The organism is Shewanella psychrophila (assembly GCF_002005305.1).
Classification (GTDB): Bacteria; Pseudomonadota; Gammaproteobacteria; order Enterobacterales; family Shewanellaceae; genus Shewanella; species Shewanella psychrophila.
Genome location: NZ_CP014782.1, coordinates 4564333 through 4578322 on the forward strand (window position 1 = coordinate 4564333; position 13990 = coordinate 4578322).

Genomic DNA, 13990 nt, shown 5'->3' on the forward strand with positions numbered 1-13990 from the left:
AGGCGTTTGACGAGTCGTGTTTTAGATAATGAGGAAATCTGCTGAATACGCTAAAGTATTAGAGAACAGCAACAACTCGGGATCTAGTCGCTAGAGATAGGAGAGCTAGCTGTTAGTAAATAAAGAGGCTAAGCCTCTTTATTTACTAACGACCTTCTTGTTTCTTAACTGTCCAAGCAACCGCTTAAAAAGGATGATAGTCTCTTTTTCCAGCTGGTTGATTGTCGCAATGGGATCGTAAACTTCAGGATGGGTTAAATACCAAAACTCTCCAATCTGAGAAAAAACATAACGACTTGGCTCAAGACTCAGGACACAGGTATTTACACAGTGTTGTTCATTGATCAGAAAGCAATATTGGCAATGCTTCATAGTATTCTCACTCGTCTTCATGATTCAGCAGAGAGATAACTTCTCCCTCTTCGAGATCTAATGCGCAGCTCAATGCCCGCAGTTCCATTCGCACCTCAATGTCATGACGAACCGTGCGCAGCTTGATATCGGCCTTATTTTTTGGCTTTGTCTTGGATCTCGACTTTTCCTTCACTCCTGATTCAATAGGATCGGCATGTTCTTTACTATAATTAAAGGGGGTGATCCTCTGACTTTCATTTGTCATGTATCCGCCTAGACTCAGTGAAGACTTTTGCTTCATCTAGACTCTTAAAATGCTCAAAAATCTTTTTACGCCCCTTAGACTGAATAATCTTACTCTCACATACTTCAAGCATCCATAACCAACGGCTGACACTGGACTGTGTGCACTCATGATCTATCGCACAGGAATTAGCAAATAAAAATGGCATAGTAGGCTCTTTAATTATCGAGAAAAATGACAAAAGCATGTAAAAAAAGCTCTTAACAATATTGAGAAGAGCGACAGTTTTACAAGCATCTTGAAAAGTCCATTAAGACTGGAAGAATTATCGCCGATAAGTTCAATCACTTTGTTTCATTAAAGTTACTCAACAGCTCCTTTTCCTTCGCCAATTCACTAAGCATAATTTTTAATAGCCCTATAGCAAATTTCAATTATATTTATATGGAAATGAGATACCTATATGATTTTCATATGGACTATTATCAAGACAGAGTGGGCTTACAGTCAGTAGCAAGGGATATATATTTTGATTCACAATCACTTTGGCATAGGTTTATGCCTATTAAACAGCTTTATTTTACTGTCAGGGTTAACAGTATCGCAACCTATAAAGGCCGATGAACCCGGTTTAATACAAGAAGATATGCGAGACTTTAAAAAGAGTGATATCGAATTTCTACGTAGCCATTCATACGTCCCCTCTTTTCCTCTTGCAACAATTGGAGTCAGAAACTACACCTCTTTTGAACTTGAAGGCGATGGTGTCACTCAGGCCAGCTTCGAACTGGAACAACTCTATCTATCTGCTGGCTTGCCTATATTAATGGACAAAAAAGACGCACTCGCTATAGGAGGGTATTTATCTCATAATTATTTCTCTTCGAAAGATGCCAAGTACCCATCCTTTCATGTTAACTCAGTGGGAATACCGCTAGCCTGGCTGAGACAAGTAAACCCGAACTGGCAAACCGCGGCCTTTGTTATGCCTATGGCCAATAAAAGTTCACTAGATAATTCAGATTGGAGTTGGCAGACACTCGGCGGCCTATTTGGTCGCTATGTTCAGAGCGAAACATTATGGTGGGCATTTGGCTTTTACCTCGATGTGGGTGGCAGTGAAAACACCTATCTACCCTACCTAGGTGCCTCTTGGGAAGTTAATGAGCATTGGAGTATCAATGCCATGTTACCTTGGCCCTCTGTCCTTTATGCCCCTGATGACAATTGGTTATTCACTCTGGGCGCTTCACCCTCTGGAACGTCTTGGGAAATAGATAATAAATCAGGTGAAGCCAACATCAATTTTGATGCATGGGATTTTGGTTTGACTCTTGAACGTAGAATAGTCAATAACGTGTGGATATCACTTAATGGAGGTCTAGGAGGGATTCGAGGTCTCAGGGTTTCTGGAAGTCAAATACACGGCATAGACACTCAGGTCTCATCCAGTGGATATATAGGCCTAAATTTGAACTATAGACCTGAGCTTTAAACCTAGACTAAAGCTAAAGCTGTAAATGATAAATAAACACTCGCCATTATTCATTCGCGGGTTTGAAACATGCCATGCTTAGTGAACACTCGATGGCTGTGCCAACAAATCAACCTCCATGCCCTCAAGCATAATCGATACCCGTTTAAATCCAAGGTATCTCTTATATAAGCTCACTATATCCTTAGCCGGATACTTTTTCTTCAACAGAAAGTAATCCGGTACCCAGAGCTGCACCATTCTCAGTTCTTCCAGTGATAAATAACCTTGATCAATGAAAGGTAAGAAGACTTCATTCACTAGCCTGATTTTTACAAAATCAACATGCTCGATACTCAAGGAACACCTCTATAAGATTAAACTAATCAGCCTAATAATCAGGCTAATCTTTAACCGTCAGATTTACATTGTTAACCCACACTATGTGTATCCTTAACGTATCAAGCTAGCAGTCAGGCGCTCTCGAGACAAGTGGGAAAACTCCATATGCTCAATTATCGATTTCTTCCAAGTAGCCTCAAGTTCATGGTTCCCAAAAGATAATTGCCACATAAATTAATATAATACCTATAAATTCTCGGCTTTTATTCCACTTAAGCATTTGTATCTTAAGTGTTTCACGCTGACCTTTTTCCAACGAGAAAATTCACATCTATTTACTTTATTCACACCAATTCCTCACCCAAAATGATTCCTATAGCAAGAACGCAATAACTTAGGAGTAAACATTATGAAAGCGAAATCGATACTGATAGTTGAAGATGACTTGTTTACCTCACGCCTTATTAGCAGCTTCTTTGAGCGTAAAGGTTTCATCACATATCAAGCCTACGACTCTGGTGCCGCATTCATGTATGCAGCAGATAAAAATCTAGATGTGATCATTTTAGACGTGACTCTTCCCACAGATTCTGGTGTATCTATTGTCCAAAAACTCAAGAGCATTAGTCCATGCCCTGTCATTTTTTATTCATCGGTTACCACCGAAGAGATGGAAATTAAAGCGCTAGAGACGGGAGGAGATGACTTTATCAATAAACAACGTGGTCTGAATGTACTTTATGCTCGAATTGATCGCCTGTTATCCAAAGATGCTGTAGAAAATGAAACTACGAGCTCAACAGTCTCCATCAATAACATCTTACTCGATGCAGAACTCAGTCAATGTGATATAGGTGGAAAAATCATCGAACTGCAGAAGAAAGAAAGTAAAGTGCTTAACTTTCTAATGCTACATAAGAACAGTCTAGTCAATAGAGATGAAATCTCATATGTCCTAAACGGATACGCCTACGATGGCTGGAGCAGAAGCATTGATTTAATCATCTGTCGGCTGCGTAAAAAGCTAAAAGCAGCGTAACCGATCAATATAGGACGGTATTGCAGGAGATTAAGAAGTCTGCATCAAATCTGATGTGAGTGGGTTGTCGGCAAATTTCGTCTTCCACACTCGCGGCGTGAGTTCTTCAACTTTCGAAGCTGGCTGCTGGCTGACGCGTTGCAGGACATCGACGAGGTAAGTGTAAGGATTAATCCCTTGCAGACGGCAGGTAACCAGTAAACTTTGCAGCATCCCCAACTGCTCCGCCCCCAGTTCGGTCCAGCAAAATAGATAATTTTTCCTTCCCATGGGTATGACTCGTAAAGCTCGCTCCAAGTGATTGGTATCGATAGGCACAGCTGGGTAACTCAAGAAGACCTTAAGTTCTGTTTTTCTATCAAGTGCATAACTAAGGGCCTTGCTTAACGGGTTGCTCGGTAAAATCTCTGGGCGTTGCCGTTGGTCATAGAGCCATTTGAAGAAGCTATCGACGATGGGCTCACTCCACTTTTGCCGATAAGCGAGGATTTCATCGCTGTAGGTCAGGTTATCGCGGATGTGTTTTTCGATTTTGTAGAGCTCGGCGATTTGCTTTAAGGCCTCTTTAGCCAATTCCGGCTCCATGAGTAAAGATTTATCGAAGTAGCGCCTAGTATGAGCCCAACAGGTGGCATGGATGATGTTCGCTTCGTTATCACGATTAAGTGCTTTTATCACATTGGTATAAGCCTGGTAACCATCACTGAGCAGTACACCGGTAAAACCTGTTAACTGTTCCTTGGCGTGCTTAGCTCCACGGCTTGATGACCAGGTGAAGGCGACTTCATCATCTTCACCGTAGATGGGCCAAAAGTAAGTCTGTTTCATCCTACCTTTCGCTTTACGCCCTGCTTTCATCGGTACTTCATCCATGGCCAGTGTAGAGCTGGTGAGGATATGCTGTAGCTGAGCTCGGTAGATAGGCGTTAACAGTTCGATGCCCCGTTTTACCCAGTTAATGAGAGTAGCCCGGCTGACCTGAACGCCGCTATCAAGCATTTTTTGGTGCTGGCGATACAAGGGTAAATGATAGACTCCCTTGTCGACCATGATGCCGGCGATAACAGAGACATCAGCAAAACACCCGTCGAGCACGTTATCGGGTGCAGGTTGTACGCTAAGGCAATGCTCAGTTTTGTGACGGACGACGGAACGCTTGTAGATAAGAATGGTGTAGCTGCCCGGCTGTTGAGCCAAGCGATGAGTCTCTTTATAACCGATAACCTCATACTGCTCAGCATCGTCACCTTCTAGCTCTGGCGCCTTAAGTTCAATAACCTTAGTAGGTACCGTGTCATCAAAGCGCAAGCCGGTGTCATTCACTTCATTGCCGGTGCGTTTTTTTGCTGAGCGGGTATAGGATATCTGTTGCTTGTCTTCAGGCTCTTGCTCCCCAGACTCAAGGCGGTCAAATAAGACTTCTTGATTGGGATTATCCTCTAACAGCTTTTCAGACTTGCGGCCAAATAACTGGCGCTTAAACCAGTCGAGTTGCTGTTGCAGCGTGAGCACTTTTTCAGACAGCTCAGAATTTTGAGCGTTTAGCTGCTCAATTTCTTGTGATAACGAAGCTGTCTGGATAGTTGTTTTCATGGCTGATATTATATCAAAAACAGCCAGTTATAACGAACTAAACCGTTTGTTTTTCACTTGTTTTTGCCAATTAATGCCTTCGATGAGGCACTGTAGTTGAGTCCAGGTGAGATTGATTTTATCCCCGTTACCCTCAACGTGATGAAAGCGGCCTAACTCAAGCCGCTTACTCCACAAACAGTATCCTCCGCGACTGAAATACAGCACCTTCATCATGGTCTGCTTGCGATTAATGAACACAAACAGCTCACCACTCATGGGAGAAGCGTGGAGTTGGTGCTTAGCTAATACGATTAAGCCATCAAACTGCTTGCGCATGTCCACGGGTTTGGCATACAACCATATGCGTAAATCCGGACTGGGCAATAACATCAGTATCGTAGTCGTAAAATGACATCACCAGGGAGCACAAGCTCAATGTTCCAGTTTGGTTTTGGGTCAGGTAACACGGGAAGCTTATCTTGCTTAGCGGGCTCAAGCGCTATCCAGTCGGCTTCGGTAGCCTGGATTTCTGGAGGAACCGTTAACTGCTGGCGCCAACGATTGAAAGAAGAAGTTGAAATGTTCTCCTGATGACAGAAGTCCTGCATAGATAAAGGCGTTGTGCACCACTTGTCCAGGAGGGTAGATTTTTGAGCGTCGGTGAGATGAGGTTTAGCCATGAGCATTCTCAGTATTAGGTTTACCCTGAGAGTAGCCACATCAAATGATCTTAGGAAGACGTCCTATATTGATCGGTTACAAAGCAGCAAACATCCCTGAAGGTGCCATAAAGAGTTTACGTGGCAAAGGTTATAGCCTGATTGAGCAGGAGTTCATTGCGGCTTAATGTTTTGTTATCTGGATTTGAAGGGGCACGACTCAATAGTGCCACCTTCAGGACTTTACAAGCAGCTGTCACATAATCAAAATTATGAGTTACTCATACAAGTCTTTTTTGATAACAAAGAAATTACTCATATCTAGACCCTGTAGCAGATTCTGTGTAACTACCTAAATTATATATAGTCTGCTATTCGATCTTCAAATTCAATAATAAAACGATTGAGTGCTGGTTTCCAGTTTCTTATCGGCATGGTCCACTTCTTCGAAGCTTGCATAATCGCCAAGTAAACGACTTTCTTCGCTGAGTCATCATTTGGGAAGAGCTTACGATTCTTGATTGCTTTCCTAATCACACTGTTTAATGACTCGATAGCATTAGTTGTATAGATGGCTTTCCGGATGTCTTGAGGGTAATTAAATAGCGTATTAAGATTAGTCCAGTGCCTGTGCCAGGATGCTGAGATACTAGGATATTTAGCGTCCCATTGCTCGCCAAAACGTTCCAAATTAAGCAACGCTTCCTCTTCGGTCACTGACTGGTAAATCCTCTTTAAATCAGCTGTCACCGCCTTGTAATCTTTGTACGGCACAAACTTCATCGAGTTTCGAACCATATGGACGATGCAGAGCTGGATTTGAGTGTTTGGGAACACGGTATTTATGGCATCAGGAAAACCTTTTAGACCGTCAATGCAGGCGATGAGGATATCTTTGAGTCCACGATTTTGAAGCTCTGTCAGTACATTTAACCAAAACTTAGCGCCCTCGTTCTCTGCTATCCACATGCCAAGTAACTCTTTATGGCCTTCGAGGTTAACGCCAAGCGCGAGGAAAATAGCTTTGTTGATGACCTTACTGTTCTCCCTGATTTTAACCACAATACAGTCAAGGTAAACGATAGGATACACGGGTTCTAGCGGACGAGATTGCCATTCGACGACACGCTCAAGGACTGAGTTAGTGACGCGAGAAATTAGCGTTGGTGATATCTCTGCGCCATACATCTCATCAAAGGTATCGACAATATCTCGTGTCGTCATTCCTTTCGCATAAAGATGTAAAATTTTGTCATCCATCGAGGTGAAGCGGCTTTGGTTCTTTTTAACAATCTCAGGCTCAAAGCTACCATTTCGGTCACGGGGAGTGTCTAACTCGAAGCATCCATCTTCGGTCTTTATTTGTTTGTGGGAGTAGCCATTGCGGTTATTACCAGCCGCGACCTTCTCGTTTTTTTGATAGCCTAAGTGATGATCGAGTTCAGCATTTAATGCGGCCTCAACAGTGACTTTGGTTAGCATAGCCCTAAAGTCATTTAAATCGGCTTCGGTTTTAATGCCTTTAGCGGCTTGTTTAGCGAATGCTTCTAGTTCTTTTTTATTCATACTCTACCTTCCATTGACCCACATAGGGTACTGATTGAAAGGTAGTTACACAAAATTATTTACAGGCTCCATATCTATCCGCCATGTATTGCCTTCACCATCATCAGGAGTCTTAACTCGGCCCGACGTAGCCACTAATTCAAATAGTTTGTTATATGAACCATCCTCATTCTGCTGCACTTCTACGAATATAGGACGACTCTCACTCGTATATGGATCTACATCTGGATCCAAAGGACCTGTACCTGAATCAAGTTCTGTAGGTATACCATTACCATCAACCATAGCACCACCAGAGTTGATTAGCATGTTTCCGTTTATAGGGTCTCTAAAAACGTTACCTACGTATGACGAGTAGAAAATACCGCCGAGTTCTTTACCCCACTCAGCATCTTTACTAATGGTCATTTTCGATAAGTCGATAGTGAACTCTACGTAACGACCCCAATTGTCAGCGGCCACTAGCTGTAAATCAGGATCGTATGAACGATAATTACCATCATCAAACATGGCAAGTCTAACAATACCCTTCACACTACTTGGTAGAGGTGTAACTCCATGTTGGCCCCAAGTCCAGAACTCTTTATCCGCCTTATCAATATCAGCAGTATCTTCTAGATTATAAAGAGCCGTACCATCTGCATCTACAGGCGTTAACAAGTATTGCTCTAACTCTGTAGACCACTCATGATGGGAACCCGCTATAAAACTAATAGTCGCATCAGCATTGTCTTGTGGAGTAATACCAACAAAAACATTTTGATTACGTAAAGAAGCGATGATAAGGTCCTGAGTAGCATCATTATAGGCTGCATTTAAATGAGCCCAGTCGTTACGATTGTCACCATCACCATTAATAATGGTAGGCGCCCGATTACTATCTAATAATTTTGAAAAGTCATAATAGTTAACTTCAGTACCAGTAGCTCGGTCTATAATGGATACACCATCTTCACGAGTTAATTCAGCACCATCATTATAGTCTGACTTCTCAGATGGTAGTAAAAGTTGCGAACTATCTCCATCAACGAGTATGGTCGTATGGTGTGCTTCATATTGCATATTAGTTACGCTATAAACGCGACCCATGATATCCCACTCGTAGATTGTCTTGTTAGTCGCTGGACTACTAACAGTCACATTATCAACAACGGTTGAACCATTGGATACATAACGACCATCGCCAACTAGGTTAAAGTTAAACGATGGAATGACGTCATTAGTTAATGCCCAACGCACATCTCCATTATTATCTAGACCGTAGTGACCACGCCCATAGTACGAGGTCATGTAGATCCCATCACTACGTTTACTGAAATCGGAGTCTGAATATTTAACATCAAAGATCGGCGTACCAGAAATCACATACTCACCATCAACCATTTCGGCATCAGTTGGTGCCAAAGGCTCTGTTTGCAGATGGTAAACATAAGTATAAGAAAACGGTGTATTTTCATCACTTTCCTTTACAGTAATCGTATTAAGTGTATCTGGTTCAAGACCAGAAACAACGAGTAAGTTGGCACCGGTATCGGGTGTATAAACATGACTTAAAGTTATAGGTACTGTTGAGTTTTTAGAAGTTACAGATACCTCAAATGACTTACTTGTATCTTCGTTCCAAAAACCAACATATGCGCTCAATGGCGCAGTCCCATATGGATTTAAAGTAACAATAGGCTTTACTCCTAGTGTGTTATTACTCGTTATATCACCTAGTAATCCATCATAAATGTCCTTATGCGCCTTAACAACGGCATTAGTAACGTCAACCCCCTGTTCAGGTAAAACACGCGGCTCACCGTTATAAGCGAATGTCGCTGTTGTTGATAACGCACCGACTGTGAATATGGCAGCCAAGCTTACTGACTTAAATAAATTTAACTTACTCATTTATACATCCTTAACAATAAGAATAAACAAAAAACAAATTACTTTAACAACATTTAACACCTCACCAGATCTAATAAAAACCATTAGATACCTTAATGAAACATATTTGTTTTACAGCATTAAACAAGAACCTGAAATAACCAAAGCGTTTCAGCAATGTATCCTCATAGTGTGAAATAACAACGCAAACCAGAGGTAGTGACAACATCTGTAACCTTAAAGAAACAATAAGGGGGTAACTAAAAGGTTAAAAAAGTGTTTCATTTAAAAGAATAAGTTATCAGCAACAACAAGGCAGTAGCATTTATGAGGTCTAATTTAATTATAAAAATATTATTTTTATATTTACTGTTCGTAACAAACTCTCAAGCTGTTGAGCTTAAATATACATTCGGCTCTATAAAAACGGGTTATGCCAACTGGGATATTGGCGCTGTAGATACAGACCGTGGGGACTTATGGAAACTAGTCGGTGATTTCGGTGCAGTGTTTGATAAAGGAGAGTTATATTCATTCTATGAATATAATAAATTCGATCATGGCGTAGACAACCGAAATGTATCATTTATGGCCAGTGGTCATTATCGTTTAAATGACTCTGATTTCACCATATTTGGCAAGGCATATGCCAATTTAGACAACAAATGGGGAGACGAACTAAATACCATGATAGGTATGGGGTATTTAGGCTTTCAAAACAAACAATTCTTCTTCAAACCTTTCATTAGCATACATGAATTATCCTCTGATTATCAGTCTCCGGCAACCGGAAATTCAGCTAATGGTTTCAATGGTTATGTACTCGGTTGGACCTCTGCGTTCTTCTTTAAGCTGTCAGAATACAACTTCACCCTTTCAAATTGGAATGAATTTGAAATAGACCGCAATGAAGCTTATTCGGAACAACAATACGGAAATTTTGGAATCAATGGTGGTTTAACCCTTAACTGGAAAATGAATATGTCTATGAGCCTAGGAGTGACATATCGTTATTTCCAAAATAAGCTCAGTTATGAAGGGTACGGCGACCAAATGATTTTTCTATTTGGGTATCACTTCTAAACTCGATAAAAAAGAGATAAACATGAAATTTAAAAAATCATTAATTACAACTTTAGTCGGCATGTCACTTCTGGGAGGAAATATAGCCCTTGCTGAGGAACAGCCAAATCTCGTTATATTTTACGTAGACGATCTTGGTTATGGTGACTTAGCCAATTACGGGCACCCGATATTAAAGACACCTAACATCGACAAGTTAGCGGCTGCTGGGATCAAATACACCCAGTATTACTCACCAGCTCCACTTTGCTCGCCCTCTAGAGCAGGCATGCTCACAGGTCGAACAGATGAGGTTTAGCCATGAGCATTCTCAGTATTAGGTTTACCCTGAGAGTAGCCACATCAAATGATCTTAGGAAGACGTCCTATATTGATCGGTTACAAAGCAGCAAACATCCCTGAAGGTGCCATAAAGAGTTTACGTGGCAAAGGTTATAGCCTGATTGAGCAGGAGTTCATTGCGGCTTAATGTTTTGTTATCTGGATTTGAAGGGGCACGACTCAATAGTGCCACCTTCAGGACTTTACAAGCAGCTGTCACATAATCAAAATTATGAGTTACTCATACAAGTCTTTTTTGATAACAAAGAAATTACTCATATCTAGACCCTGTAGCAGATTCTGTGTAACTACCTAAATTATATATAGTCTGCTATTCGATCTTCAAATTCAATAATAAAACGATTGAGTGCTGGTTTCCAGTTTCTTATCGGCATGGTCCACTTCTTCGAAGCTTGCATAATCGCCAAGTAAACGACTTTCTTCGCTGAGTCATCATTTGGGAAGAGCTTACGATTCTTGATTGCTTTCCTAATCACACTGTTTAATGACTCGATAGCATTAGTTGTATAGATGGCTTTCCGGATGTCTTGAGGGTAATTAAATAGCGTATTAAGATTAGTCCAGTGCCTGTGCCAGGATGCTGAGATACTAGGATATTTAGCGTCCCATTGCTCGCCAAAACGTTCCAAATTAAGCAACGCTTCCTCTTCGGTCACTGACTGGTAAATCCTCTTTAAATCAGCTGTCACCGCCTTGTAATCTTTGTACGGCACAAACTTCATCGAGTTTCGAACCATATGGACGATGCAGAGCTGGATTTGAGTGTTTGGGAACACGGTATTTATGGCATCAGGAAAACCTTTTAGACCGTCAATGCAGGCGATGAGGATATCTTTGAGTCCACGATTTTGAAGCTCTGTCAGTACATTTAACCAAAACTTAGCGCCCTCGTTCTCTGCTATCCACATGCCAAGTAACTCTTTATGGCCTTCGAGGTTAACGCCAAGCGCGAGGAAAATAGCTTTGTTGATGACCTTACTGTTCTCCCTGATTTTAACCACAATACAGTCAAGGTAAACGATAGGATACACGGGTTCTAGCGGACGAGATTGCCATTCGACGACACGCTCAAGGACTGAGTTAGTGACGCGAGAAATTAGCGTTGGTGATATCTCTGCGCCATACATCTCATCAAAGGTATCGACAATATCTCGTGTCGTCATTCCTTTCGCATAAAGATGTAAAATTTTGTCATCCATCGAGGTGAAGCGGCTTTGGTTCTTTTTAACAATCTCAGGCTCAAAGCTACCATTTCGGTCACGGGGAGTGTCTAACTCGAAGCATCCATCTTCGGTCTTTATTTGTTTGTGGGAGTAGCCATTGCGGTTATTACCAGCCGCGACCTTCTCGTTTTTTTGATAGCCTAAGTGATGATCGAGTTCAGCATTTAATGCGGCCTCAACAGTGACTTTGGTTAGCATAGCCCTAAAGTCATTTAAATCGGCTTCGGTTTTAATGCCTTTAGCGGCTTGTTTAGCGAATGCTTCTAGTTCTTTTTTATTCATACTCTACCTTCCATTGACCCACATAGGGTACTGATTGAAAGGTAGTTACACAAAATTATTTACAGGCTCCATATCTATCCGCCATGTATTGCCTTCACCATCATCAGGAGTCTTAACTCGGCCCGACGTAGCCACTAATTCAAATAGTTTGTTATATGAACCATCCTCATTCTGCTGCACTTCTACGAATATAGGACGACTCTCACTCGTATATGGATCTACATCTGGATCCAAAGGACCTGTACCTGAATCAAGTTCTGTAGGTATACCATTACCATCAACCATAGCACCACCAGAGTTGATTAGCATGTTTCCGTTTATAGGGTCTCTAAAAACGTTACCTACGTATGACGAGTAGAAAATACCGCCGAGTTCTTTACCCCACTCAGCATCTTTACTAATGGTCATTTTCGATAAGTCGATAGTGAACTCTACGTAACGACCCCAATTGTCAGCGGCCACTAGCTGTAAATCAGGATCGTATGAACGATAATTACCATCATCAAACATGGCAAGTCTAACAATACCCTTCACACTACTTGGTAGAGGTGTAACTCCATGTTGGCCCCAAGTCCAGAACTCTTTATCCGCCTTATCAATATCAGCAGTATCTTCTAGATTATAAAGAGCCGTACCATCTGCATCTACAGGCGTTAACAAGTATTGCTCTAACTCTGTAGACCACTCATGATGGGAACCCGCTATAAAACTAATAGTCGCATCAGCATTGTCTTGTGGAGTAATACCAACAAAAACATTTTGATTACGTAAAGAAGCGATGATAAGGTCCTGAGTAGCATCATTATAGGCTGCATTTAAATGAGCCCAGTCGTTACGATTGTCACCATCACCATTAATAATGGTAGGCGCCCGATTACTATCTAATAATTTTGAAAAGTCATAATAGTTAACTTCAGTACCAGTAGCTCGGTCTATAATGGATACACCATCTTCACGAGTTAATTCAGCACCATCATTATAGTCTGACTTCTCAGATGGTAGTAAAAGTTGCGAACTATCTCCATCAACGAGTATGGTCGTATGGTGTGCTTCATATTGCATATTAGTTACGCTATAAACGCGACCCATGATATCCCACTCGTAGATTGTCTTGTTAGTCGCTGGACTACTAACAGTCACATTATCAACAACGGTTGAACCATTGGATACATAACGACCATCGCCAACTAGGTTAAAGTTAAACGATGGAATGACGTCATTAGTTAATGCCCAACGCACATCTCCATTATTATCTAGACCGTAGTGACCACGCCCATAGTACGAGGTCATGTAGATCCCATCACTACGTTTACTGAAATCGGAGTCTGAATATTTAACATCAAAGATCGGCGTACCAGAAATCACATACTCACCATCAACCATTTCGGCATCAGTTGGTGCCAAAGGCTCTGTTTGCAGATGGTAAACATAAGTATAAGAAAACGGTGTATTTTCATCACTTTCCTTTACAGTAATCGTATTAAGTGTATCTGGTTCAAGACCAGAAACAACGAGTAAGTTGGCACCGGTATCGGGTGTATAAACATGACTTAAAGTTATAGGTACTGTTGAGTTTTTAGAAGTTACAGATACCTCAAATGACTTACTTGTATCTTCGTTCCAAAAACCAACATATGCGCTCAATGGCGCAGTCCCATATGGATTTAAAGTAACAATAGGCTTTACTCCTAGTGTGTTATTACTCGTTATATCACCTAGTAATCCATCATAAATGTCCTTATGCGCCTTAACAACGGCATTAGTAACGTCAACCCCCTGTTCAGGTAAAACACGCGGCTCACCGTTATAAGCGAATGTCGCTGTTGTTGATAACGCACCGACTGTGAATATGGCAGCCAAGCTTACTGACTTAAATAAATTTAACTTACTCATTTATACATCCTTAACAATAAGAATAAACAAAAAACAAATTAC

The 13990-nt window shown here is 41.3% G+C and carries 17 protein-coding genes; 6 read left to right on the forward strand and 11 right to left on the reverse strand.

The genetic code is table 11. The features are described 5' to 3' along the window. Nucleotides 1-138: 138 nt before the first annotated feature. From sps_RS19755 to sps_RS19765, 3 genes are read right to left on the reverse strand one after another with little or no spacing between them, the layout of a single operon-like run. Complete coding sequence (locus sps_RS19755; protein WP_149027314.1) at nucleotides 139-372, reverse strand: hypothetical protein; 234 nt, start codon at nucleotides 370-372, stop codon at nucleotides 139-141. A 7-nt stretch (nucleotides 373-379) separates the two neighbouring features. Next, a complete protein-coding gene (locus sps_RS19760; protein WP_077754070.1) occupies nucleotides 380-619 on the reverse strand; it encodes a hypothetical protein in 240 nt (79 codons plus the stop codon). Further along, entirely contained in the window at nucleotides 609-806 is a 198-nt protein-coding gene (locus sps_RS19765) for a hypothetical protein (protein ID WP_077754071.1), read from the reverse strand. Before sps_RS19765 ends, sps_RS19760 begins: the two co-directional genes overlap by 11 nt. A 321-nt stretch (nucleotides 807-1127) precedes the next feature. On the opposite strand from sps_RS19765, the gene sps_RS19770 reads away from it, so the two are divergent. Then, nucleotides 1128-2093 (forward strand): hypothetical protein, encoded by a 966-nt coding sequence (locus sps_RS19770; protein ID WP_077754072.1) that lies wholly within the window; start codon nucleotides 1128-1130, stop codon nucleotides 2091-2093. A gap of 78 nt (nucleotides 2094-2171) precedes the next feature. Here sps_RS19770 and sps_RS19775 read toward each other — a convergent pair whose 3' ends face one another. After that, nucleotides 2172-2432 carry a hypothetical protein gene (locus tag sps_RS19775; RefSeq protein WP_077754073.1) on the reverse strand — a complete coding sequence of 87 codons (261 nt, stop codon included), beginning with the start codon at nucleotides 2430-2432 and terminating at the stop codon, nucleotides 2172-2174. A gap of 391 nt (nucleotides 2433-2823) precedes the next feature. Here sps_RS19775 and sps_RS19780 point away from each other — a divergent pair, with 391 nt between their 5' ends. After that, entirely contained in the window at nucleotides 2824-3453 is a 630-nt protein-coding gene (locus sps_RS19780) for a response regulator transcription factor (protein ID WP_077754074.1), read from the forward strand. A gap of 30 nt (nucleotides 3454-3483) precedes the next feature. Here the strand turns inward: sps_RS19780 and tnpC are convergent, their stop codons facing one another. The 3 genes from tnpC to tnpA are packed head-to-tail and all read right to left on the reverse strand — an operon-like array spanning nucleotide 3484 to nucleotide 5708. After that, nucleotides 3484-5046, reverse strand: coding sequence for an IS66 family transposase (tnpC, locus tag sps_RS19785; protein WP_077754075.1), 1563 nt, complete (start codon nucleotides 5044-5046; stop codon nucleotides 3484-3486). Nucleotides 5047-5073: 27 nt separating this feature from the next. Next, complete coding sequence (tnpB, locus tag sps_RS19790) at nucleotides 5074-5418, reverse strand: IS66 family insertion sequence element accessory protein TnpB (RefSeq protein ID WP_077751064.1); 345 nt, start codon at nucleotides 5416-5418, stop codon at nucleotides 5074-5076. Further along, entirely contained in the window at nucleotides 5418-5708 is a 291-nt protein-coding gene (tnpA, locus tag sps_RS19795) for an IS66 family insertion sequence element accessory protein TnpA (protein WP_077751527.1), read from the reverse strand. The genes tnpB and tnpA overlap by 1 nt, the downstream gene beginning before the upstream one ends. A gap of 44 nt (nucleotides 5709-5752) precedes the next feature. Between tnpA and sps_RS29100 the strand changes: the two genes are divergently transcribed. Next, entirely contained in the window at nucleotides 5753-5875 is a 123-nt protein-coding gene (locus tag sps_RS29100) for a hypothetical protein (protein ID WP_257788637.1), read from the forward strand. Between the two features lie 169 nt (nucleotides 5876-6044). On the opposite strand, the gene sps_RS19800 is transcribed toward sps_RS29100, so the two are convergent. Together sps_RS19800 and sps_RS19805 are read right to left on the reverse strand one after the other, a co-directional pair. Next, the gene (locus sps_RS19800; RefSeq protein ID WP_077751066.1) at nucleotides 6045-7253 is read right to left on the reverse strand and encodes an IS256 family transposase; all 1209 of its coding nucleotides are present in this window, start codon (nucleotides 7251-7253) and stop codon (nucleotides 6045-6047) included. 45 nt (nucleotides 7254-7298) lie between these two features. Then, entirely contained in the window at nucleotides 7299-9146 is a 1848-nt protein-coding gene (locus tag sps_RS19805; protein ID WP_077754076.1) for an aryl-sulfate sulfotransferase, read from the reverse strand. Nucleotides 9147-9452: 306 nt separating this feature from the next. On the opposite strand from sps_RS19805, the gene sps_RS19810 reads away from it, so the two are divergent. From sps_RS19810 to sps_RS29105, 3 genes are read left to right on the forward strand one after another with little or no spacing between them, the layout of a single operon-like run. Beyond that, the gene (locus sps_RS19810; protein WP_077754077.1) at nucleotides 9453-10208 is read left to right on the forward strand and encodes an outer membrane protein OmpK; all 756 of its coding nucleotides are present in this window, start codon (nucleotides 9453-9455) and stop codon (nucleotides 10206-10208) included. Between the two features lie 22 nt (nucleotides 10209-10230). Beyond that, on the forward strand, nucleotides 10231-10506 hold the full coding sequence (locus tag sps_RS19815) for a sulfatase-like hydrolase/transferase (RefSeq protein ID WP_077754078.1): 276 nt from the start codon (nucleotides 10231-10233) through the stop codon (nucleotides 10504-10506). Nucleotides 10507-10554: 48 nt separating this feature from the next. Further along, on the forward strand, nucleotides 10555-10677 hold the full coding sequence (locus sps_RS29105) for a hypothetical protein (protein WP_257788637.1): 123 nt from the start codon (nucleotides 10555-10557) through the stop codon (nucleotides 10675-10677). A gap of 169 nt (nucleotides 10678-10846) precedes the next feature. Here the strand turns inward: sps_RS29105 and sps_RS19820 are convergent, their stop codons facing one another. Both sps_RS19820 and sps_RS19825 read right to left on the reverse strand, forming a co-directional pair. Further along, the gene (locus tag sps_RS19820) at nucleotides 10847-12055 is read right to left on the reverse strand and encodes an IS256 family transposase (RefSeq protein ID WP_077751066.1); all 1209 of its coding nucleotides are present in this window, start codon (nucleotides 12053-12055) and stop codon (nucleotides 10847-10849) included. A 45-nt stretch (nucleotides 12056-12100) separates the two neighbouring features. Beyond that, nucleotides 12101-13948 (reverse strand): aryl-sulfate sulfotransferase, encoded by a 1848-nt coding sequence (locus sps_RS19825; protein WP_077754076.1) that lies wholly within the window; start codon nucleotides 13946-13948, stop codon nucleotides 12101-12103. Nucleotides 13949-13990: the final 42 nt, after the last annotated feature.